16 protein-coding genes are annotated in these 20864 nt (G+C 73.0%); 11 read left to right on the forward strand and 5 right to left on the reverse strand.

Going from position 1 to position 20864, the window contains the following annotated elements; all coding sequences use genetic code 11:
* Positions 1–295, forward strand: a 295-nt coding sequence (locus tag VP06_RS08355; RefSeq protein ID WP_048463324.1) for a Ros/MucR family transcriptional regulator, incomplete at its 5' end; no start/stop codon positions are given.
* 538 nt (positions 296–833) lie between these two features.
* Entirely contained in the window at positions 834–1874 is a 1041-nt protein-coding gene (gene speB, locus VP06_RS08360) for an agmatinase (RefSeq protein WP_048463325.1), read from the forward strand.
* Between the two features lie 22 nt (positions 1875–1896).
* Here the strand turns inward: speB and VP06_RS08365 are convergent, their stop codons facing one another.
* Positions 1897–2832 carry an SMP-30/gluconolactonase/LRE family protein gene (locus VP06_RS08365; RefSeq protein ID WP_048463326.1) on the reverse strand — a complete coding sequence of 312 codons (936 nt, stop codon included), beginning with the start codon at positions 2830–2832 and terminating at the stop codon, positions 1897–1899.
* A gap of 266 nt (positions 2833–3098) precedes the next feature.
* On the opposite strand from VP06_RS08365, the gene VP06_RS08370 reads away from it, so the two are divergent.
* Positions 3099–3932 carry an NAD-dependent epimerase/dehydratase family protein gene (locus VP06_RS08370; RefSeq protein WP_048463334.1) on the forward strand — a complete coding sequence of 278 codons (834 nt, stop codon included), beginning with the start codon at positions 3099–3101 and terminating at the stop codon, positions 3930–3932.
* 27 nt (positions 3933–3959) lie between these two features.
* Here VP06_RS08370 and VP06_RS08375 read toward each other — a convergent pair whose 3' ends face one another.
* A complete protein-coding gene (locus VP06_RS08375) occupies positions 3960–5378 on the reverse strand; it encodes a M20 family metallopeptidase (protein WP_048463327.1) in 1419 nt (472 codons plus the stop codon).
* A gap of 245 nt (positions 5379–5623) precedes the next feature.
* Here VP06_RS08375 and VP06_RS08380 point away from each other — a divergent pair, with 245 nt between their 5' ends.
* The 4 genes from VP06_RS08380 (at position 5624) to VP06_RS08395 (ending at position 11320) form a co-directional block, all read left to right on the forward strand.
* Positions 5624–7417, forward strand: coding sequence for a peptide ABC transporter substrate-binding protein (locus VP06_RS08380; RefSeq protein WP_048463335.1), 1794 nt, complete (start codon positions 5624–5626; stop codon positions 7415–7417).
* A gap of 10 nt (positions 7418–7427) precedes the next feature.
* Positions 7428–8387 (forward strand): ABC transporter permease, encoded by a 960-nt coding sequence (locus tag VP06_RS08385; RefSeq protein ID WP_048463328.1) that lies wholly within the window; start codon positions 7428–7430, stop codon positions 8385–8387.
* On the forward strand, positions 8353–9279 hold the full coding sequence (locus VP06_RS08390) for an ABC transporter permease (protein ID WP_048463329.1): 927 nt from the start codon (positions 8353–8355) through the stop codon (positions 9277–9279). The genes VP06_RS08385 and VP06_RS08390 overlap by 35 nt, the downstream gene beginning before the upstream one ends.
* 184 nt (positions 9280–9463) lie before the next feature.
* Entirely contained in the window at positions 9464–11320 is a 1857-nt protein-coding gene (locus VP06_RS08395) for an ABC transporter ATP-binding protein (protein WP_048463330.1), read from the forward strand.
* Between the two features lie 98 nt (positions 11321–11418).
* Here VP06_RS08395 and VP06_RS08400 read toward each other — a convergent pair whose 3' ends face one another.
* The 3 genes from VP06_RS08400 to VP06_RS08410 form a co-directional block, all read right to left on the reverse strand.
* A complete protein-coding gene (locus tag VP06_RS08400) occupies positions 11419–12900 on the reverse strand; it encodes a heme biosynthesis protein HemY (RefSeq protein WP_082167269.1) in 1482 nt (493 codons plus the stop codon).
* Between the two features lie 145 nt (positions 12901–13045).
* Positions 13046–15379, reverse strand: a complete 2334-nt coding sequence (locus tag VP06_RS08405) for a COG4223 family protein (RefSeq protein ID WP_048463331.1) — start codon at positions 15377–15379, stop codon at positions 13046–13048.
* Between the two features lie 121 nt (positions 15380–15500).
* Positions 15501–16271, reverse strand: a complete 771-nt coding sequence (locus VP06_RS08410; protein ID WP_048463337.1) for a uroporphyrinogen-III synthase — start codon at positions 16269–16271, stop codon at positions 15501–15503.
* 148 nt (positions 16272–16419) lie between these two features.
* Here VP06_RS08410 and tsaD point away from each other — a divergent pair, with 148 nt between their 5' ends.
* From tsaD to VP06_RS08430, 4 genes are all read left to right on the forward strand, one after another.
* Complete coding sequence (gene tsaD / locus VP06_RS08415) at positions 16420–17517, forward strand: tRNA (adenosine(37)-N6)-threonylcarbamoyltransferase complex transferase subunit TsaD (protein ID WP_048463332.1); 1098 nt, start codon at positions 16420–16422, stop codon at positions 17515–17517.
* Positions 17514–18428, forward strand: coding sequence for a GNAT family N-acetyltransferase (locus VP06_RS08420; protein ID WP_048463338.1), 915 nt, complete (start codon positions 17514–17516; stop codon positions 18426–18428). Before tsaD ends, VP06_RS08420 begins: the two co-directional genes overlap by 4 nt.
* Entirely contained in the window at positions 18425–19420 is a 996-nt protein-coding gene (locus tag VP06_RS08425) for an NAD(P)H-dependent glycerol-3-phosphate dehydrogenase (protein WP_048463333.1), read from the forward strand. The genes VP06_RS08420 and VP06_RS08425 overlap by 4 nt, the downstream gene beginning before the upstream one ends.
* A gap of 212 nt (positions 19421–19632) precedes the next feature.
* Positions 19633–20864 (forward strand): outer membrane protein (locus VP06_RS08430; RefSeq protein WP_048463339.1); only part of this gene is annotated, 1232 nt, incomplete at its 3' end.

Consider the following 20864-nt stretch of genomic DNA (forward strand, 5'->3'; position numbering starts at 1 on the left):
CCCGGACTACCTGATCAGCCTCGAGGACGGCCGTCAGTACAAGTCGCTCAAGCGCCACCTCTCGACCCGCGGCCTCACCCCCGAGGAGTACCGCCGCAAGTGGGGCTTGCCGCACGACTACCCGATGGTCGCCGCCAACTACGCCGCCCAGCGCTCCGAGCTCGCCAAGAGCATCGGATTGGGGCGGAGCCGCCCCGTCGCCGCGGCGGCCAAGCGCGCCCCGTCGGACGCCGTGGTGACGGCGCCGGCCATCGAGGCGAAGACCGCGCAGCGCGGCCGCCCGCGCAGCGCCTGATCGACCGGCGCGGCCGGCGGGGGCCGGCTGCGCCGCTCCCGGCCGGAGGCGCTCCGGCATCGGCCGTGCCGGTATTCCCCGGGCGGCAAGCCGACGGCGTCGCGGAACAGCCGGCCGGCATGGCTCGGCGAGGTGAAGCCGGCCGCGATCGCCGCCGCGGCGAGGTGGCGATCCGCGAGATGGCGCTCGATATCGGCCCGCGCCCGGGAATCTGCCCCAGTTTCATCAGGCGATGCTCCAGCCGCGCACGCATCGGGCCGGTTGCTCCGCCGGGATGCGGCGGAGGGGCGTTGGGTGAGGATATCGCCCATGCGCAATCGCCTGCCCGGATCTCGGGGGCGGCGCACCGCGATGCCCGAGTCGTGACCCGTCGCGGCCTGCCGGGACAACGGGCTTGCCAGCATGGCCGGCCTGCGCTCTTGTCGCGGCCGGGTGGCGCGGGCCGAGGGCACGCCGGGCTGAGCCGGGGCCCTCGCGGCCGACCCCCCGAGTGCCGTGCCCGCGCGCCCTGGCGGGCCCCCATCGTGCGGAACCTCCCATGGATCAGGCCAAGCTCGCGGCGCTTCGTGCCCGCTACCTCGACGCGACCGGCGGCGACATCGACGACCCGGATTTCGCGAAGGCCGCCCGGCAGCAATTCAGCGAGAGCGACCGGCGCAAATGGCCGTTTGCGGACGTCGCGACCTTCCTCGACCTGCCCTACCGCCCCGAGGCGGCGACGCTCCCCGACTTCGGCGGCCTCGACGTGGCGCTGATCGGCGTGCCGATGGATCTCGGCGTGACCAACCGGGCCGGCGCCCGTCACGGGCCGCGGGCGGTGCGGGCGGTGGAGCGGATCGGCCCCTACGAGCACGTGCTGCGGATGACGCCCGCGGCCGAGCTGAAGGCGGCCGATATCGGCGACGTGCCGTTCCGCAGCCGCTTCTCCCTGGAGAGCTGCCACGAGGACATCGAGGCGTTCTTCGCCACCGTGGTGAAGGCGGGCGTGATCCCGCTGGCGGTGGGCGGCGACCACTCGATCAGCCGCGCGACCCTGCGGGCGGTCGGCGCCGAGCGCCCGGTCGGCATGATCCACATCGATGCCCATTGCGACACCGGCGGCGTCTACGAGGGCTCGAAGTTCCACCATGGCGGCCCGTTCCGTCAGGCGGTGCTCGACGGCGTGCTCGATCCGGCACGCACGATCCAGATCGGCATCCGCGGCGGCGCCGAGTACCTGTGGGAGTTCTCCTATGTGTCGGGCATGACGGTGATCCACGCCGACGAGGTGGCGCGGCTCGGGCTGCCGGCGGTGATCGCCCGGGCGCGGGACGTCGCGGGCGACGGCCCCACCTACCTCTCCTTCGACGTCGACAGCCTCGATCCGGGCTTCGCCCCGGGCACCGGCACGCCGGAGATGGGCGGGCTCACGCCCCGCGAGGTGCTGGAGCTGCTGCGCGGCCTCGCCGGCGTTCAGGTCGTCGGCGGCGACGTGGTCGAGGTGGCGCCGCAATACGACCCGACCAGCAACACTGCGCAATGCGCCGCGCAGGTGTTGTTCGAGCTGCTGTGCCTGGTGGCGGCGGGGCGCCGGGGCTGAGCAGAGGGGCGCGGCCGCGGCTTCACCCCCCGGCCACGCCCTGCGTGTCGACGTAGAGCGCGTAGAGCGACTGGCTCGCCGCCATGAACACCCGGTTGCGGTGGCGGCCGCCGAAGCAGAGGTTGGCGCAGCGCTCGGGCAGGCGGATGCGGCCGATCAGGCGGCCGTCCGGGTTGAACACCATCACCCCGTCGAGGGCATCGTCGCCCATGCCCCAGCCGCACCATAGATTGCCGTCGACGTCGCAGCGGAAGCCGTCCGGCGTGCCGGGGCCGGCATCGATATGGACGCGCCGGTTGCTCAGGCGTCCGCCCGCGACGTCGAAGGCGAGGATGCGGCGGTTCGGCTGCGCCCGCGACTCGACGAGGTAGAGGATCGATTCGTCGGGGGCGAAGCACAAGCCGTTCGGCCCGGCGAGGTCGGTCGCCGCCGCCTCCAGAATGCCCGTGACCGGATCGAGGCGGTAGACGTTCTGCGGCAGTTCCGGCTCCGCCCGCTCGCCCTCGTAATTGCCCAGGATGCCGAAGGGCGGATCGGTGAACCAGACCGCGCCGTCTCTCGCCACCACCACATCGTTGGGCGAGTTGAGGCGCTTGCCCTCGTAGGCATCGGCCAGGACCGTGATGGCGCCGTCATACTCGGTGCGGGTGACCCGCCGCCCGCCATGCTCGCAGGTGACGAGGCGGCCCTGGCGGTCGCGGGTGTTGCCGTTGGCGAAGTTCGACGGCTTGCGGAAGACCAAGACCGCGCCGCTCTCCTCGTCGTAGCGCAGGATGCGGTTGTTGGGGATGTCGCTCCACAGCAGGAACCGCCCGTCGCCGAACCAGACCGGGCCCTCGCTCCAGCGGCAGCCGGTGGCGAGGCGCTCGACCCCGGCGCTGAACACCCGGTAGCGGGCGAACGAGGGGTCGATGACCTCGATGGCGGGGTCGGGATACCGGATCGTCGGCGTCCACACGGGGCTGTCCTCCTGGCGGCCATTCTTGTGCGCTAAGCAGATTTCGCCGAAGTGGTCACCGGTTCGGCGATAAAAATCTGCGACAAACAAGAACCTAAGCGGGCGAAGCGTTGGCCTGCCAACGCAAGCCTGCTTAGACCTTCGTGGGACGCGCCGCCCGATGCAACCCGCATCCCATGCAGGGCTTCGCCGGCATGGCGCGCCTCGACGGCGGGCCGCCGCTCCCCGATGATGGCGCGCACACCAAAGACCACACGGGAGGATGCATGAGCGACGCAACCGGGATCCGGGTCGCCCTGTCGGGAGCGGGCGGCCAGATCGGAGCGGTGCTGCGGCCGCGGCTGCTGGCGGCCGGAATCGTGCTGCGCTCCGGCGGCGGGCCGACGGCGCTGACGCCGCTCTCCGAGGCCGAGACGGTGACGACCGGCGACCTGCGCGAGGCGGAGGCCGTCGACCGGCTGCTCGAAGGCACCGAGGTGCTGGTGCACCTGGCCGGGACCAGCGTCGAGAAGCCCCTGCCGGAGGTGATCGAGAACAACCTGCGTGCCCTCCAGGCGGTCTACGAGGGCGCCCGGCGCCACGGCCTGCGCCGGGTGGTCTTCGCCAGTTCCAACCATGCCTTCGGGATGCATGCGGTGACCGAGCGGCTCGCCATCGATGCGCCGTTCCGGCCCGACGGCGCCTACGGCCTGAGCAAGGCGTGGGGCGAATTGATGGGCCGGATGTACTGGGACCGGCACGGCATCGAGGGGGTGGCCCTGCGCATCGGCAGCGCCCTCCCGCGGCCGACGGAGTTCCGCCACCTCTCGACCTGGCTCGGCCACGACGATCTGACCCAGCTGGTGCTGCGCAGCATCGCGGCGCCGATTCCCGGCTACGTGGCGGTCTGGGGCGCCTCGAACAACCCGCGCAGCTACTGGGACAACCGGGAGGCCGCCGCCCTGATCGGCTACCGCCCGACCCAGTCGGCGGAGGAGTGGGCCGAGGAGATCCTGGCACAGGAGAACCCCCTCGATCCCGTCGCCCGCACCCTCCAGGGCGGCAGCTTCACGACGATCGACTACACGCCGCAGGCCGAGCGGCCGGGGCGGGGCCGTTAGTCACGGCGCATGCCACGCCGCCGCCCCTCACCCCACCGACATCGTCAGGGGCGGCTGCACCTCCGCGGGAAGCGGCGAGACGTAGCCCTCCGGCCCGGTCCGCGCCGCCAGCTCCGCCTTCGCGGCATCGCGCAGGGAGGCGTCGGTGGCGAGACGCGCGCCGAGCGCCGCCATCGCCTTGGCGACCTGCACCATGGCCTTGTGGGCGGCCGGGCTCTTGCCCTGCGCCACCACCTGCCAGGTGTGGAACGGCGTGCCCACCGCGACGGTCGGGGCATGGGCCTGGACGGTCGGCACGACCCAGCTCACGTCGCCGACATCGGTCGACCCGATCGCCGGGTTGCGGCGGGCGTCGCGCGGCACCAGGAAATCGGCGAGCGGCGCCTCGGTCACCGGCATCCCGATGGTGCGGTAGACCGCCGCGATGTCCTGCGGCGTCAGCGTGCCCTGGATCGCCTTGGCAAAGGCGCGATCGGCCTCGTCGAAATGCGGCGTTCCCAGCTCCTCCATCACCCCGTGCAGGGCTTCTTCCAGGGCTGCGTTGCCGACGAGGTTCGAGACCGCGCTGACGATCCGCATCTCCATCGTGGTTTCGGTCATCAAAGCCGCGCCCTCGGCGATCTTGCGCACCCGGGCGACGAGGTCGCGCATCCCCGGCAGGTCGCGGGCCCGGATCGAGTAGCGCACCCGGGCATGGGCCTGGACGACGTTGGGGGCGATGCCGCCGGTATCGAGATAGGCGTAGTGCACCCGTGCGTCGCTCGGCATGTGCTCGCGCATGTAGTTGACGCCGACATTCATCAGTTCGACCGCGTCGAGGGCCGAGCGCCCGAGATGGGGCGCCGCCGCCGCGTGCGCGGCGCGGCCGGTGAACACGAAATCGGCCCGGGTGTTGGCGAGCGAGAGCGGCGGCGCCACCTCCCAGAAGCTCGACGGGTGCCAGGTGATGGCCGCATCCGCATCCGCGAACAGGCCTTCCCGCACCATGAACGCCTTCGCCGCGCCGCCTTCCTCGGCCGGGCAGCCGTAATAGCGCACGCGCCCGGGCAGCCCCTGCTCGGCGAGCCAGTCCTTCAGGGCGGTGGCGGCGAGCAATGCCGCCGAACCGAGCAGGTTATGCCCGCAACCATGGCCGTGGCCGCCTTGCTCGACGGGGCTGTGCCGGGCGACGCCCGCCTCCTGGCTCAGGCCCGGCAGCGCGTCGTACTCGCCCAGGAAGGCGATCACCGGCCCCCCCTCCCCGGCCTCGCCGATCACCGCGGTCGGGATGCCGGCCGCACCCTCGGTCACGCGAAAGCCCTGATGGCGCAGCTCGGCGGCATGCGCCGCGGCCGAGCGGTCTTCGGTGTAGCAGACCTCCGGCGTGGCCCAGACCTCGTCCGAGAGGGCGATGAGCCGGGCCTTGTGGGTGTCGACCTGGCGCCAGACGGCGTTGCGGTTGTCCATGGGATCCTCCCGGATGCGACCCGCGGGCCGCCTTGGGGCGAGCCTCATGCAGGCCGCTTGCCGGCTCAAGCGCGGCGGGAGCGGAGGTGGCGCGCGAATTGCGAATGGCCGTGGGTCTAACGGCTCCGAGGCCGAATGCGTCGGGGCAAAGGCTTTCAGTGGCTTGCGGACCGTGAGCGTGGGCGCGATGCTGCGCGGCCATCCAGGGCCAGCCAGAAGGGTGATCGTCCATGACCGAGCATGCCGTGACGGAGCAGCATTTGCGCGCGATGATCGGCGAGGTGAAGGACGGGAGCCTGTCGCGGCGCGGCTTCGTGCAGCGGATGCTGGCCCTCGGCCTCTCCGCCCCGATGGCCGGGATGATGCTCGCGCAGAACGGCGTCGCCTTCGCGGCCAACCCCCTGCGCGACGCCTATACGCCGACGAAGGCCGGGGGCGGCGGTCCCCTGAAGCTGCTGTTCTGGCAGGCTCCGACCCTCATCAACCCGCATTTCGCCATCGGCACCAAGGACCAGGAGGGCTCGCGCATCTTCTACGAGCCGCTGGCGGCCTGGGATGCCGACGGCAACCTCTTCCCGATCCTGGCGGCCGAGATCCCGTCCAAGGAGAATGGCGGCGTCGCGGCCGATGGCCGCTCGGTGACCTGGAAGCTGAAGCCCGGCGTGACGTGGCACGACGGCAAGCCCTTCACCGCCGACGACGTGGTGTTCAACTGGCAATACGCCGCCAACCCGGCGACGGCGGCGACCACCTCCGGCAGCTACAAGGACATCAAGGTCGAAAGGATCGACGACCACACCGTCAAGGTGCTGTTCACCCAGCCGACCCCGTTCTGGGCCGACGCCTTCGTGTCGACGGTCGGCATGATGATCCCGAAGCACATCTTCGCGGATTATGCCGGCGACAAGTCCCGCGACGCGCCGGCCAACCTCGCGCCGGTCGGGACCGGGCCGTACAAGTTCAGCGAGTTCCGCCCCGGCGACATCCTGCGCGGCGTGCGCAACCCCGACTACCACGTGCCGAACCGGCCGTTCTTCGATTCGATCGAGATGAAGGGCGGCGGCGACGCGGTCTCGGCCGCCCGCGCGGTGCTCCAGACCGCCGAATACGATTACGCCTGGAACATGCAGGTCGAGGACGAGATCCTCAAGCGGCTCGAAGCCGAGGGCAAGGGCCGGGTCAAGATGGATTACGGCGGCAACCTCGAATTCCTGCTGCTCAACGCGACCGACCCGAACACCGAGGTCGATGGCGAGCGCGCCTCGCTCAAGACCAAGCACCCGGCCTTCTCGGACCCGGCAGTGCGCAAGGCGATGAACCTGCTCGTCAACCGGGCGGCGATCCAGCAATTCATCTACGGCCGCACCGGCCGGGCCACCGCCAATGTCTTCAACGGCCCGGCCGCCTTCGTGTCGAAGAGCACCGCCTTCGCTTTCGATCCCGACAAGGCGGCGCAGATCCTGGAGGAGGCCGGCTGGAAGAAGGGCAGCGACGGCATCCGTGCCAAGAACGGCACGAAGCTGAAATTCGTCTTCCAGACTTCGATCAACGCGCCGCGCCAGAAGACTCAGGCCATCATCAAGCAGGCTGCCCAGAAGGCCGGCATCGACATGGAACTGAAATCGGTCCCCGGTTCGGTGTTCTTCTCTTCCGACGTGGCGAATCCGGACACCTATCCGCATTTCTACGCCGACATGGAGATGTATACCTGGAACATGACGCAGGCCGATCCGGCGGTGTTCGCGCTGCAATACGTCTCCTGGGAGGCCGCCACCAAGGCCAACAAGTGGCAGGGCCGCAACATCTCCCGGATGCAGAACCCGGAGGTCGATGCCTGCTATCGTGCGGCGCAAGCGGAACTCGACCTCGTCAAGCGCGCCGCCCTGTTCATCAAGATGAACGATCTGGTGGTGGCCGACTACGTCCTGCCGCTGCTCCACCGCGCCCAGGTCTCGGCGATCAACGGCAAGCTCCAGGCGCCCTCGACCGGCTGGGATAACTCGCTGACCTTCCTGGCCGAGTGGTACAAGCAGGCATAAAGACTCACAGATGGGAGCGTATCTCCTCCGCCGCCTGCTGATCGCGATCCCGAGCCTCATCGGGATCAGCCTCATCCTGTTCACCGTGCTGGCTTTGGCCCCCGGCGATCCGTTCGGGGAGCTGGCCACCAACCCCAACGTGCCGCCGGAGGTGCGCGAGGCCTTGCGCGCCAAGTTCGGCCTCGATGACCCGATCCTGGTGCGCTACCTGCACTGGCTGACGGCGATGCTCCAGGGCGACTGGGGCTTCTCCTTCGCCAGCCGGGTCGATGTCGACGACCTGATCCTGCAACGCCTGCCGACCACCCTGTTCGTCGTCGGCTCGTCGCAGGTGCTGGCGCTCGTCATCGCCGTGCCGGTCGGCATCCTGGCGGCGATCCGGCCCTATTCCCTGTTCGACCAGGTGGCGAACACGCTCGCCTTCGTCGGCTTCTCGCTGCCGACCTTCTTCACCGGCCTCCTGTTCATCCTGCTGTTCAGCCTGACCCTCGACTGGCTGCCCTTCGTGTATCAGGCCGATATCGCGGCGACGGGCTGGCGCTGGGCCTGGGAGCATGTCCGACAGGCGATCATGCCGGTCTGCGTGCTGGGCTTCTTCCAGGCCGCCTCCTATACCCGCTACGTCCGCGCCTCGGTCCTCGACGTGGCGCGCCTCGATTACGTCACCACCGCCCGCGCCAAGGGCCTGTCGGACGGCACCGTCACGATCCGCCACATCGCCCGCAACGCGCTGATCCCGGTCGTGACGCTGGTGGCGCTCCAGATCCCGGCGGTGTTCGGCGGCGCCATCGTCACCGAGCAGATTTTTCGGATTCCCGGCATCGGTTCGCTCCTCATCAACGCGATGCTCGCCAACGACACGCCGGTGGTGATGGCCGTCACCTTCGTGTTCGCCTGCCTCGTCGTCCTGTTCAACCTCGTCGCGGACCTCCTCTATGGCTGGCTCGACCCTCGCATCTCCTACCGCTGAGGCGGCGCCTGCGCCGTCCGCGGTCTCGGGGCGGGACACCTGGCGGCGCTTCCGCCGCCACCGCCTCGCGGTCGTCAGCGTCGGGGTGCTCGGGCTGCTGGTCCTCGCGGTCGTCGTCGGCGGCTGGGTCTGGCCGGTGGCGATCGACGAGATCGACTTCGCGGCGACGCTCCAGGGCCCGTCCTGGGCCCACCCGCTCGGCACCGACGACCTCGGCCAGGATCTGCTGGCGCGGATGATCTATGGCGGGCGCATCTCGCTCGCCGTGGGCTTCGCCGCGATGATCGTCGCGACCGTCGTCGGCGTGGTGGTGGGCGCGCTCGCCGGCATGTCGCGGCGCTTCCTCGACCCGTTCCTGATGTGGCTGACCGACCTTTTTCTGTCGCTGCCGCAACTGCCGCTCCTGCTCCTCATCATCTACCTGTTCCGCGACCAGCTGAAGCAGGTCTTCGGGGTCGAGGGCGGCGTGTTCGTGATGATCGTCGCGGTCATCGGGGGCCTGCGCTGGATGCCGGTGGCGCGCCTCGTGCGGGCGCAGTTCCTGTCCTTGCGCGAGAAGGAATTCGTCGAGGCGGCGCGCTCGCAAGGAGCGACCACCTGGCACCTCGTCACCCGCCACATCCTGCCGAACGCGATCGGCCCGGTGATCGTCGCGGCGACGATCGAGGTCTCATCGGCGATCATCGCCGAATCGACCCTGTCGTTCTTGGGATTGGGCTTCCCGCCCGACATCCCGACCTGGGGCCGGCTGCTCTACGACGCCAAGGATCACCTCGACGTGGCGCCGCACTGGGCGTTGTTTCCGGGCGCCGCGATTTTTTTGACCGTGCTGTCGATCAACTTCATCGGCGACGGCCTGCGCGACGCCCTCGACCCGCGGCGGGTCTTGTGAGCGCCGGCAGCACCCTCGTACCCACCCCGAATCTCATCCTGAGGTGCCGCGTCGCGGCCTCGTAGGAAGGCTCCAGCGATCGCAGAGCCGTCTGGAGCCCTCCCTCGAGGCTCCGCGATCTCCGATCGCCCGCACCTCCCGATGAGGTCGCGAACGGGACAACGTCTGCGCAGGGCCATCCGCGATGACCACACCGATCCTCTCGGTCCAGGACCTCACCGTGGCGTTCCGCTCCGAGCGGACCTGGCGCCCGGTGGTGCATGGCGTCTCCTTCGACATCGGCCCGAAGGAGACCGTCGCCCTCGTCGGCGAATCCGGCTCCGGCAAGAGCGTCACCGCGATGTCGATCATGCGGCTCACCCCGCGCGACGCGACCCGGACCGGCGGCCGGGTGCTGCTGGAAGGCCGCGATCTCCTGGGCCTGCCCGATGCTGAGATGCGGCGCATCCGCGGCGACGACGTCGCGATGATCTTCCAGGAGCCGATGACGAGCCTCAACCCGGTGCTCACCGTCGGCTTCCAGATCGGCGAGGCCCTGCGGCTCCACCGCGGCATGTCGCACAAGGCCGCCGAGGCCGAGACGGTGCGGCTGTTCGACAAGGTCCGCATCCCGGCCGCCGCCTCGCGGGTGCACGATTACCCGCACCGCTTCTCCGGCGGCATGCGCCAGCGGGTGATGATCGCCATGGCGCTCGCCTGCCGGCCGAAGCTCCTGATCGCCGACGAGCCGACCACCGCCCTCGACGTGACGATCCAGGCCCAGATCCTCGATCTCATCAAGCTCCTCCAGGAGGAGGAGGGCATGTCGGTCCTGTTCATCACCCACGACATGGGGGTGGTGGCCGAGATCGCCGACCGCACCGTGGTGATGGTCGACGGGCGGGCCGTCGAGACGGGGGCCACCGAGCAGATCTTCAACCGTCCGGCCCATCCCTATAGCCGCGCGCTGCTCGCCGCCGTGCCGCGCCTCGGCGCCATGACGGGCAAGGCCCAGCCGGCCCGCTTCGCCATCGTCGACCGCACCACCGGCGAGCCCGAGGCGGCCCTGCCCCTGCCCGACACCGTGCGGGAGGGCGAGCGTCCGGTCCTGGAGGTGAAGGGCCTCACCACCCGCTTCGACATCCGCGGCGGCCTGCTCTCGCGGGTGCGCGGCCGGGTCCACGCGGTCGAGAACGTCTCCTTCGCGGTGCGGGCGGGCGAGACCCTGGCCCTCGTCGGCGAATCGGGCTGCGGCAAGTCGACCACCGGCCGCTCGGTGCTGCGGCTGATCGAGCCGACCGCCGGTTCGGTGCTCCTCGACGGCGAGGACGTGCTCGGCCTGTCTCCTGCCGCCCTGCGGGCCTGCCGCCGACGGATGCAGATGATCTTCCAGGATCCCTTTGCCAGCCTCGACCCGCGGATGAGCGTCGGGAGCGCCATCGCCGAGCCGCTCCTCATCAATCGTCTCTGCTCGCGCTCCGAGGCGCGCGAGCGCGCCGCCGACCTGTTGCGCCGGGTCGGCCTCAAGCCCGAGATGGCGAGCCGCTTCCCGCACGAATTCTCCGGCGGCCAGCGCCAGCGCATCTGCATCGCCCGCACGCTCGCCGTCGAACCCCGGCTGATCGTGGCCGACGAATCGGTCTCGGCCCTCGACGTGTCGGTGAAGGCGCAGGTGGTGAACCTGATGCTCGACCTGCAAGCGTCGCTCGGCCTGTCCTACCTGTTCATCTCGCACGACATGGCGGTGGTGGAGCGGGTCAGCCACCGGGTCGCCGTGATGTATCTCGGCGAGATCGTCGAGATCGGCCCCCGCGCGGCGATCTTCGGCGCGCCGCAGCACCCGTACACGAAGAAGCTGATGGCCGCCGTCCCGGTCCCCGATCCGGGCCGCCGGCGCCAGCTCCACGCCGTGCGCAGCGACGAGATCAAGAGCCCGATCCGTCCGGTGGATTACGTCCCGCCGGAGCGGCTGTACCGGGAGGTCTCGCCGGGCCACGTGGTGCAGGTTTGGGGGCCGGAATGGGAGACGCCGGTGGCGGCGGCGGTCGCGGCTGTGGCGTGACCGGCTGTCGTGGCTCGACGGACCTGCCACCCTCCGCGTCATCCCGGGGCCGCGCCGCGGAGCCCGGGATCCCTGTCGTCGGCGCCGCGGCCTCGCGCCTATCGAGCCGGCGCGACCACCTCCGGCACCTTCGCCGAGACCGGCACCACCGGCGGGGTCACGGTTCCGGCCGGGATCGTCCCGACGGGGGCGACGGGGGCGGGATGGGTGCCGGGCTTCGCGGCCGGCTCGGCCCCGTTGAGAGCGCCCGCGGCGGCCGGCGCGGGCTCGTGCGATGTTCCGTGGGCGCGGCCGAGCAGGTCCGGCGGGGTCTGCCAGACGAAGGCGTCGAGGCGGCCGCTCACTGGGGAAATCGGCGCCCAGCGGTCGGTGACGAGGCCGTCGGCGCACCAGGCCGGATCGCGCGGGGCGCGGGCGGCGCGGGCCTGCCACTCGCGGGCCTTGCCGGAATTTGCGCCGTGCTCGGCCTCCTCGATCTCGGCCATCAGCGCGTAGGCGCGCACGGTCGGCTGATCGGTCAGCAGCGGCGCCAGCACGTCGCGGGCGCGGCCGAACTCGCGGGCATCCAACGCCGCGCGGGCAATGGCGAAGCGCGATTCCGGATGCCAGGACGAGATCCGGGCCAGGGTCTCGGCGCGGGCGAGGCGGTCGCGGCTCGAATCACCGGTGCGCAGGTCGAGATAGACCCGGGCGAGGTCCGGATGCGGGTTGGCGCGCCACGCGGCCTCGACGACCTTCGCGCCGCGCTTGAGGTCGCCACGCCGGGCGAAGAGCCGCCCGGCCAAAGCCGCCGCCGGCACCAGATCGGGGGCGAGCTTCACCGCCTCCCGGGCTTGCGCCAGGGCCCGCTCGGGATCGCCCGCCTCGAGGTCGAGGGCGCTGGCGGTCAGCAGCACGGCGCGCTGGCGGCGCATCGCCGCCTTGTCGGAGAGCCCCAGGGCCGCGCGGCGCGACACGGTGTCGAGCGCCCCCGACCAGTCGCGGTCGGCGCACTGACCCTCCATCACCGCCTCGTTGGCCCAGGTGACGCTCGGGGCGAGGCGGGCGGCCTCCAGCGCGTAGGCGCGGGCCGACACCTCGTCGTCCTGGCGACGGGCCTCGACGAACAGGCCGCGCAGGCCGAGGACCCGGGTCTCGGGATCGTCGACCATGCGGCGGAAGGCGCGCTCGGCCCCGGCCCGGTCGCCGGAGATCTGGGCGGCCTGGGCGGTCAGCAGCAGGGCGAGCGGCTCAGGCCCGAGCAGGCGCTCGGCCTCGCCGGCGTGGCGGCGCGCCGCGATCGGGTCGCCGGAGCCGACCGCCACCATGCCGCGCGACAGGGCGTTGTAGCCGCGGGCCTGCCGCCGGCGCTGGCTCGATAGGCTCAGCCGCTCGGGCAGGTGCAGGATGCCGCGGAAGAAGGCCCAGGCGAAGCCCAGCACCACGGCGAGCACCATCACGCCGACCAGCGCCGCGGCGAGGCTCGTCGCCAGCTCGTAGCCGCCCCAGGTCACGGTGACGACCCCGGGCCGGTCGGCGAGCCAGACCGCCCCATAGGCGGCGATGGCGAGGAGAGCCAGGAAGGCGAGTGCGCGCCACATCTTTCCATCAACTCCAGAAAGCCGCGCTGCCGCTACGGGCGCGCGAGGGGGCGAACGAGCCCCGGACCCATCATGGCGGCCGCCACGGCGGCCGCACCGGAAACGAACGAGGCGGCCACCCGGGAGGGTGGCCGCGGGACTCACATCAGCGGGTTGCCGGTGCCTGGATCGCCGCGAAGGCGGCAGCCAGGCGCGCCCGGGCGGCCTCGCCGGCCGCGGCCCGGGCCTTCAGGCGCTGGCCGAACTCCGCCGCGTCCTTGCGGGCCTCCTCCGGCAGGGCGTCGAAGGCTTTGGCCGCCTCCGCCACCGCGCCGCGGGCCAGCGCCTCCTGGATCCGGGCGACCGCCGCCTCGGTCGGGTCGGCGGGGGTGCTCGGCGCCGGGGCCGCCCCCTCGGCGCCAACCTTGCGCACCGAGACGATCGACTCGGCCATGCTGGTCAGCCGGTCGGTGATGCTGCCGCGCTCCGCCACCGCCCGCTGCCGGGCGGCCAGGGCCGCCCCGTTCAGCTTGGCGGCGATCGGCTGGAAGCTCTGCGCCAGCGCCGCCGCGGTCGGCGCGCCGCTCTGGGCGAAGGGCTCCAGGGGGGCGAGCGCGCCGGCCTGGCCGGGATCGAGCTGCTTGAGGGTCGCGAGCGCGTCGGCATAGGGCGTGCCGGCGCCGAGCGCGCTGGCGATCCGGTCGGAGGCCACCACCCGGAGTGCCGCCTGGACGCTGCTCGCCTCGGCGCGGCCCTCGACCGCCTTGGCGAGGTCGGCGAGGCGCTGGTCGACGGTCTTGCTGCGGGTATCGAGCGCCTGCTGGAGCCCGTCGAAGCGCTGGTCGGCCGCCTTGGCCCTCGTGTCGAGGGTCTGGCGCAGCTCGTCGAGGCGCTGGCCGAGCGCCTTGTCGGCCTGCTCCTCGGCCGTCGCGCGGGTGCCGAGATCGGCCTGGAGCGCCTTCAGCCCCTTGTCGAGCCCGTCGAGGCGGCCGCGCAGGTCGGCGCCGTCGCCGCGGCCCTGGAGCGCCGTCACCGCCTGGGCGAGGCCGTCGACCCGCTGGCGCAGGCCGGCATCGGCCCCGCCCGTGCGGCTCTGAAGCTCGGCGATCTGCTTCTCGAGGCCCTGGAGGCGGGCCGGGTCGAGGCCGGCACTCGGAGCCGGGTTCGACCCTTGCGCCGCCGGCGCCGCCTGACCGGTAGCGGGCGCCGCCTCGGCCTTGCGCAGGGCCTCGTCGGCGCGCTGGCCCGCGGCCTTGGCGGCCGCATCGGCCGCCCGCACCGCGTCGGGCAGCGGGCGCAACGCGGTCTCGATCGAGGCGATGCGGCGGTCGAGGGCCTGGACGCTGTCGCGCGGCGCCAGATCGGCGAGGCGCTGCTCCAGCGGCACCGTGCCGGGCGCGTCGGTCTGGGGGGTCGCGGGCTTCGGCAGGGCGATGCCATAGGCCGGGCCGTAGGTCGTCACGCCGTAGAGAAGGCCCGCGCCGACCACGCCGCCGAGGAGCGAAGCGGCCAGCAGGGAGCCGAAGCCGGCGCCGGACCGGGCCTGCTGCGGGACGGCGCTCGCGGTCCGGGCGGAGTCGGGCTTCGGCGCGTCCTTCGGCGTGGCCGCGCCGGAGCCGGCCGCTGTGCCTGACTGCGGGCCGGTCGTTTGCGGACCTGTCTTGGGCACCGTCGAGAGCTTCGCGCCGGGAGCCCCGGCGGGATTCGGGCCGGAGCCCGCCGAGGCGGCGCCTGCCGTCGCGCCGGTGACGGCGCCCGGGGACTTCGTCTCCGGCGTCTTCGTCTCCAGCGTCTTGGTCTCCGGGGGCTTGGTCTCAAGAGGCTTGGCGCCGGGCGCGGCCGCCGCCGGCGTGCCGGGCTTGGTCTCGCCGGGCTTCACGTCGCCCGGCTTGGCCTCCCCGACCTTGAGCGGACCGCTGCCGGGCCCCGTGACCACGGCACCGGGCGCCGGCTTCGGGGGGCTCCCCGTCGGCCCGGAGGCCGCGGTCACCGCCGTGGGGGACGGCGTGCCGGGCCTGGTCTCGCCCGGCTTCGCTGGCGTGATCCCCGTGGCGGAGGGCGTGATGGCGCCCACCGTCGTGCCGCCGGGCGGCCTCGGCGCCGCGGCCGAGAGGGGAGCGGCTGGCGTCGTGGCCGGGCCGGAGGCCGGGGCGGTCGCGCCGGGCTTCGGAGCCTCGGTCGGCTTGACCTCTCCCGGCTTCACCTCGGCGGCCTTCGGCGGCTCGCCCGGCTTCGTCCCCGCGGGCGCGGTCATGCCGGGCTTCGGCAGGTCGGTCTTCGCGGCGTCGGTCTTCGCAGAATCCCTGGCCGCCTCGGCCGGCTTCGCGGGCTCCGTCTTGGTCGGTTCGGTCTTGGCCGGTTCCGCCTTGCCCGGTTCCGGTTTGGACGCCTCCGCGACACGGGTGGCCTTCAGGTCGATGATCGGCCCATCCGCCGGGTTGCCGCTGCGCCCGCCCGGACGGTTGCGCGAATCCTTCTGGTCCTTGTCGGATGGGGTCACGGCCGAAGATCCTCACCTGTGGGGCCGGGCCGGGGGGCGCCCGCAGGCGGCCCGATCGGATCGGCATGGGCGCGACCACGGGGCAGGATCCCGCCCGGGCCGCGCAACGATTGATCGTCCCTTAGCATCGCTCCAGGCCCGGGCGAAGGGCCGGCGACGCCTCTGCATCATTGTCCTGTCGAACGGGGTGCGGGCCGACCGGGACTAATCCTGCCAGCAGAACGTCCTCGTCCGGCCGCGCCGCGACGACATGGGACAGGATCCCGGCCGTGACCAGAGGCGCGGCCACGTCCGCCGACAGGCAATGATGCGCCACGCGACGAAACGCCTCCTCCCGCCCCGCCGCCCGGGCGAGGCCGAGGGCCGTCGCCGCGCTGCGGCGGGAATAATGCAGCGCCGCGTCGAGGGCGTCGTGGTCCAGGGCCGCCGCCACCGGCTCCGGCAGGACCGCCAGGGGCCGGGCCGCGTAGGCGACCCAGACCGTCAGCCGGTAGCCGCGGGCGACGAGGGTGTCCCCCGGCTCGTCCTTGCGCTCGCGCCCGGCGGCGTGGAGAAGGCGTGCCCCCCGCGGCAGGGCGCGGCCGATCAGCTCGGCAAGGGCCAGGGCATCGCCCCCGGCCTCGTGGACCGGGCCGAGCCCCGCCGCCTGCGCGGCGGATGCCGTGCGGGCGCCCACGCAATAGGCCGGCAGCGCCGCCAGCGGCGAGCCCGCGAGCGCCGGCACCGCACTCGCGCTCGTCAGGACCAGGGCGTCGAAGGGTCCCTCCGGGGCCGGGGCGCCGCTGAGCGCCAGGTCGAGGACGGGGGCGAGGAGCGGCCGGTGGCCGAGGGCGGCGACGCGCCCGGCCGTGCGCGCGCCGGCCGGCAGTGGCCGCGCGACCCAGACCCTCAGGCCGGTCCCGCACTCCTTCGCCCGCGTCACGCGCTCCGCTCCCCGCATCCGACCCCTTTGCCGACCCTGTGCCGGCGGGTTATCTGGTGGGCACCATACCGGCCGCCGCGCGGCGTGCCAGCCCCCCTCGCGAGACCCTGTCCCCACCATGAACGTCCTCGGGATCGAGACCACCTGCGACGAGACCGCGGCCGCGATCGTGACGGTGGAGGAGGACGGGCGCGGCGCGATCCTCTCCAACGAGGTGCTGAGCCAGATTGCCGAGCATGCCGCCTATGGCGGCGTGGTCCCGGAGATCGCGGCCCGCGCCCATGTCGAGGTGCTCGATCGGCTGATCGCCCGGGCGCTCGCCAATGCCGGAATGGCCCTTGCCGATCTCGACGGCATCGCCGTCGCGGCGGGGCCGGGGCTGATCGGCGGCGTGCTGGTCGGGCTCGTCACCGGCAAGACCCTGGCGCTGGTCTCGCGAAAACCCCTCGTCGCCGTCAACCACCTCGAGGCCCACGCCCTCACCGCCCGGCTCACCGACGGCCTCGCTTTCCCGTACCTGCTCCTGCTGGCCTCGGGCGGCCACACCCAGCTCGTCGCCGTGAAGGGCGTCGGCGAGTATGTGCGCCTCGGCGGCACCATCGACGACGCCATCGGCGAGGCGTTCGACAAGGTGGCGAAGCTGCTGGGGCTCGCCTATCCGGGCGGGCCGGAGGTCGAGCGCGCCGCCGAGGGCGGCAACCCGGAGCGCTTCGCCCTGCCGCGGCCGATGCTCGGCCGGCGCGAGCCGAACTTTTCCCTCTCGGGCCTCAAGACCGCGCTCCGCATCGAGGCCGAGCGCATCGCGCCCCTCACCCATCAGGACGTCGCCGATCTCTGCGCCAGCTTCCAGGCCGCCGTCGTCGACGTGGTGGTCGACCGGGTGCGGGTGGCGTTGCGCGATTTCGGCCCCGTCGCCGGCCACCCGACCGCCCTGGTGGCGGCCGGCGGCGTGGCGGCGAACGGCGCCCTGCGGCGGGCGCTCGCCTATCAGGCCGGCGAGGCCGGGCTGCCCCTCGTCGCCCCGCCCCTGCCGCTCTGCGGCGACAACGGCGCGATGATCGCCTGGGCCGGCATCGAGCGCCTGCGCCTCGGCCTGACCGACGACATCACCGCCCCGGCCCGGCCGCGCTGGCCCTTCGCCCAGGCCAAGGATATCCCCCAGGCCAAGGATGTCGCCCAGGTTTCCGCGTGGGCCGACGGCCGGACCGCCGGATGACCGCCGCCGAGGCCGAGGCGCAGCAGCGCCGCTGGCGGGCCCTGGTCGACGAGCGCCTGCCCGCCGCCGCCGCCGCGCATCCCGACTGGCCGGTGTCGCGCAACCACTGCTTCGCCCGCATCCTGCTCGACAATGCCTGCGGCGGCCCCTGGCGCGAGAGCGTGGCCCCGCCCGCCTGGGCCAACATGCCGCCCGAGCGCCTGGATCTGGCCTTGAGCCTGGGTGAGGCGGTGCTGGCCGGACGGCAGGACCTTGCCGTGCTCAATCACCGCTCGCTCGTGTGGCGGCGCAAGCTGCGGCTGCCGCCGGCTCCGCTCAGCCTGCCCGGCGAGGATTTTTCCCTGCGGCGCTGGCAGCTCGCCGACGACGAGCCCTTCGCGGCGCTCTGCGCCGATCCGGAGGTGATGCGGTTCTTTCCTGCTCCGAAAACCGCCCGCGAGAGCCAGACCGAGGCCCGGGCCCTCGCCCGGCGCTTCGACGAGGATGGGTTCGGCCCCTGGGTGGTCGAGACGGCGGAAGGCTTCTCCGGCTTCGTCGGCTGCTGGCGCCCGTCCCGGCCGCTGCCCCTCGGCCCCCTGATCGGGCAGGAGACCGGCCTCGTCGAGATCGGCTGGCGGCTCGCCTGGCCCGCCTGGGGCCGGGGCTTCGCCGTGCGCGGCGCCCGCCTGGCCCTCGCCGACGTCTTCTCCCGCTGCGCGCTCACCGAGGTCGTGGCCTACACGGCCGATCTGAACGCCCCCTCGCGCCGGGTGATGGAGCGCCTCGGCATGAGCGAGGTCGGCGGCTTCGACCATCCGGGGCTGCCCGAGGGCCACGGCTTGCGGCCGCACCGGCTCTACCGATTGGCGGCGGCGGATTTCATGGCGGCGGATGCCACGGCGGCGAATGTCCTGGCGGGAGATCCCGCATGACCGGCATCGGGCCGATCGCGGTCCTGGGCGGCGGGGCCTGGGGCACGGCGCTCGCCAATGCCGCCGCCTCGGCGGCGGAGCGGCCGGTGGCGCTGTGGATGCGCGATGCCGCGCGCGCCGCCGCCATGGCGGCCGGCCGTGAGAATGCCCGCTACCTCCCCGGCGTGCCGCTCCACCCGGGCGTGCGCCCGACCGCCGCCGCCACCGACCTCGCCGGAGCCGAGGCGGTGCTGGTGGTGACGCCGGCCCAGACGGTGCGCAGCGTGCTCGGCGCCCTGCACCCGCATCTGAAGCCCGATGCCGCCCTGGTCCTGTGCGCCAAGGGCATCGAGCGCGGCACCGACGCCTTCTTGACCGATGTCGCCGCCGAGGCCGCGCCGGGCGCTCCGGTCGCGGTTCTGTCGGGCCCGAGCTTCGCGGCGGATGTCGCCCGCGGGCTGCCCACCGCGGTGACGCTGGCGAGCCGCGACGGCGCGCGGGCGGCGCGCCTCGCCGCCGCCCTGTCCGGGCCGACCTTCCGGGTCTATCACGGCACCGACCCGCGCGGGGTCGAGATCGGCGGGGCGGCCAAGAACGTCCTTGCCATCGCCTGCGGGGCGGCGATCGGGCGGGGCCTCGGCGAGAGCGCCCGCGCCGCCCTCGTCGCCCGCAGCTTCGCCGAATTGATGCGCTTCGCCCGCGCCTGGGACGCCCGGCCCGAGACCCTGATGGGCCTGTCGGGCCTCGGCGATCTCGTGCTCACCGCCGCCTCGGCGCAGTCGCGCAACTTCGCCTTCGGCGAACGGCTCGGGCGGGGCGTGAGCCTCGCGGAGGCCGCCGGTGGCAAGCTCGCGGAAGGCGCCCTCACCGCGCAAGGGCTGGTGGCGCTCGCCCGCCGGCGCGGGGTCGAGATGCCGGTCGCCGAGGCGGTGGCCGGCGTCGTCTCCGGCACCCTGCACCTCGACGAGGCCATCGCCGGCCTGCTCAGCCGGCCGCTGCGGGCCGAGATCTGAGTCGCGGTCCGGCAGAGCCCTTCCGGATCGCGGATGACGGGTGCCCGGCGCGCGCGACGGCCTCGGCAGGATTCCGGCCCCGAAACGTGACGGAAAAGCCGCGCTGGCATCGAAAATCCGCCTTTAACCACTTTTTAACTATACCGCCGCAAGGATCCGGCACACTCTTCGCCAAGTCGACGACAATCTATCGCGCCGGTTCGGTTCTCACGATGATTCGCCTCTCTTCCTGCACCGTGGGCATCCTGGGCTTGTTCGCCATCCCGCCTGCCCTGGCGGCCGATCTCCCGGCGCGGGTCGCCGCGCCGGTCGCGCCCCTGCCCGTCTTCCAGGATTGGTCGGGCTTCTACATCGGCAGCCATGTCGGCGGCGTGGTCGAGGGCCGCGGCGCGCGCACCATCGTCAGCGGCGATGGCGGCGGCGTGGTGCCGACGCTGTTCGGCGGCCGCGGCGGGCGCACCGGCATCGCGGCCGGGCGGATCGAGGGCCGCACTGTCTTCCAGGGCCTGCATGCAGGCTATAACGGCCAATGGGGCGCCGCCGTCGCCGGCATCGAGGCCGACGTGGCGAGCCTCGGGCCGCTCGACGACGTGCTCGGCAGCGTCCGCGGCCGTATCGGCCTCGCCAACGACCGTGTCCTCGTCTACGGCACCGCCGGCCTCGCGGTGCGGTCGGTGCCGCCGCTGGTGCTCGGCACCTTCGTGGGCGGCAATGGCGGCGCGGGCGGCAATGGCGGGCCCGGCGGCTCCGGCGGAGCCGGCGGCAACGGGTTCGGCACTCTGACGGTGGCCCGCGGCGGCACCGACGGCGTCGGCGTGGTCGGCGGTGGCGGCATCGAGGTGAAGCTGACGCCGCAGGTCAGCACCGGCGTCGAGGCGCTGTATTACAGCTTCGACGGGCCGCGCCTCCTCGGCGCGCCGCGCGATTTCCTCACCCTGCGCGGCCGTCTGACGGTCCATCCCGGTGCGGGCGTCCTGGCCTCTGCGCCGGTCGACTGGTCCGGCGCCTATCTGGGCGGTCATCTCGGGGCGATGCATGCCCTGTCGAATGGCAGCTTCGGCACGACGGCGCTGGCCAATGGCGAGCCGGGCGGCGCCGGCACCCGCGGCATCGACGGCGGCGGCGGCGGCGGCGGCGCGGTCGCCTTCGCGGGGAATGCGCGCAGCCCCGCCATCCTCGGCGGCCTCCATCTCGGCTATAACTGGCAGCGGGGCGCCCTGGTCTATGGCGCGGAGGGCGACGTGTCGGTCCCCGACGCCGACAGCCATCGCGTCCTCGGCTCGATCCGCGGCCGGCTCGGCGGAAGCGCCGGCCCGCTCCTGCTCTACGGCACTGCCGGCGTCGCCTTCGCCCGCGACGAGGGCATCCGGGCCGTCTTCGCCGGTCAGGGCGGGACAGGCGGCAATGGCGGCGTGGCCCTGGCCGGGCCGGGCGGCGCGGGCGG

This window comes from Methylobacterium aquaticum (assembly GCF_001043915.1).
Lineage (GTDB): Bacteria > Pseudomonadota > Alphaproteobacteria > Rhizobiales > Beijerinckiaceae > Methylobacterium > Methylobacterium aquaticum.

Bases quoted from the DNA above. Each gene is read 5' to 3' on its own strand.
- VP06_RS08375 (WP_048463327.1), bottom strand. From the start codon at position 5,378: ATGGACAACCGCAACGCCGTCTGGCGCCAGGTCGACACCCACAAGGCC.
- tsaD (WP_048463332.1), top strand. From the start codon at position 16,420: ATGAACGTCCTCGGGATCGAGACCACCTGCGACGAGACCGCGGCCGCG.
- VP06_RS08400 (WP_082167269.1), bottom strand. From the start codon at position 12,900: ATGTGGCGCGCACTCGCCTTCCTGGCTCTCCTCGCCATCGCCGCCTAT.
- VP06_RS08370 (WP_048463334.1), top strand. From the start codon at position 3,099: ATGAGCGACGCAACCGGGATCCGGGTCGCCCTGTCGGGAGCGGGCGGC.
- VP06_RS08385 (WP_048463328.1), top strand. From the start codon at position 7,428: ATGGGAGCGTATCTCCTCCGCCGCCTGCTGATCGCGATCCCGAGCCTC.
- VP06_RS08390 (WP_048463329.1), top strand. From the start codon at position 8,353: ATGGCTGGCTCGACCCTCGCATCTCCTACCGCTGAGGCGGCGCCTGCG.
- VP06_RS08395 (WP_048463330.1), top strand. From the start codon at position 9,464: ATGACCACACCGATCCTCTCGGTCCAGGACCTCACCGTGGCGTTCCGC.
- VP06_RS08420 (WP_048463338.1), top strand. From the start codon at position 17,514: ATGACCGCCGCCGAGGCCGAGGCGCAGCAGCGCCGCTGGCGGGCCCTG.
- speB (WP_048463325.1), top strand. From the start codon at position 834: ATGGATCAGGCCAAGCTCGCGGCGCTTCGTGCCCGCTACCTCGACGCG.
- VP06_RS08425 (WP_048463333.1), top strand. From the start codon at position 18,425: ATGACCGGCATCGGGCCGATCGCGGTCCTGGGCGGCGGGGCCTGGGGC.